General features: G+C 49.1%; 1 protein-coding gene. It reads left to right on the top strand.

What is annotated here, in order from left to right; genetic code table 11:
* Positions 1–579: Ger(x)C family spore germination C-terminal domain-containing protein (locus VU18_RS16250; protein WP_047758548.1), on the top strand; the 579-nt coding region annotated here is incomplete at both ends.

Here is a 579-nt window from a genome sequence, read left to right as displayed (position 1 = left end):
AAAGCCTCGAAAAAGCTGTCGCGCATCCTGTATTACGCTCATACCAACTTGGTGGTCATCAGCGAGGAAGTGGCGCGCCAAGGGTTGAATGGCGTATTCGATGCGATGGAACGGAGCCACCAGTTTCGGACGACAGCGCGGCTGGTTATTGCTCATGGCCACTCAGCGAAAGAGGTGTTAAGCGTATTAACACCGATTGACAAAATTTCCGCCAATCAAATTATTAAGACGTTGGAGTTTTCCGAGATGTCCTGGGGGCAGACAATCAACACTGATGTCTGGTGGGCGATTCGTGGTTTGACATCTTCAGGAAGAAATACAGTCGTGACGGGTGTTGTCATTGAAGGAAACCCACAGCAGGGCAAACGGCAAACAAACGTTCAATCCTCTGTGCCAGATGCTCGCATCAGCTTGGATGGACTGGCGTTATTTAAAAAAGACCGTCTTGTTCGCTGGGTGAACGGCTCAACGGAACGAGGCGTGCTTTGGGTGTTGGATCGAATCAAACAAACGAATATTACGATCCCCTGGAAAGGAAAAAAAGAAGCGATTGGTTATCGAACGATGGGAGTGAAAACG

This window comes from Geobacillus sp. ZGt-1, from assembly GCF_001026865.1.
Taxonomy (GTDB): domain Bacteria; phylum Bacillota; class Bacilli; order Bacillales; family Anoxybacillaceae; genus Geobacillus; species Geobacillus thermoleovorans.
This window is presented reverse-complemented; position numbering and strand designations above follow the sequence as displayed.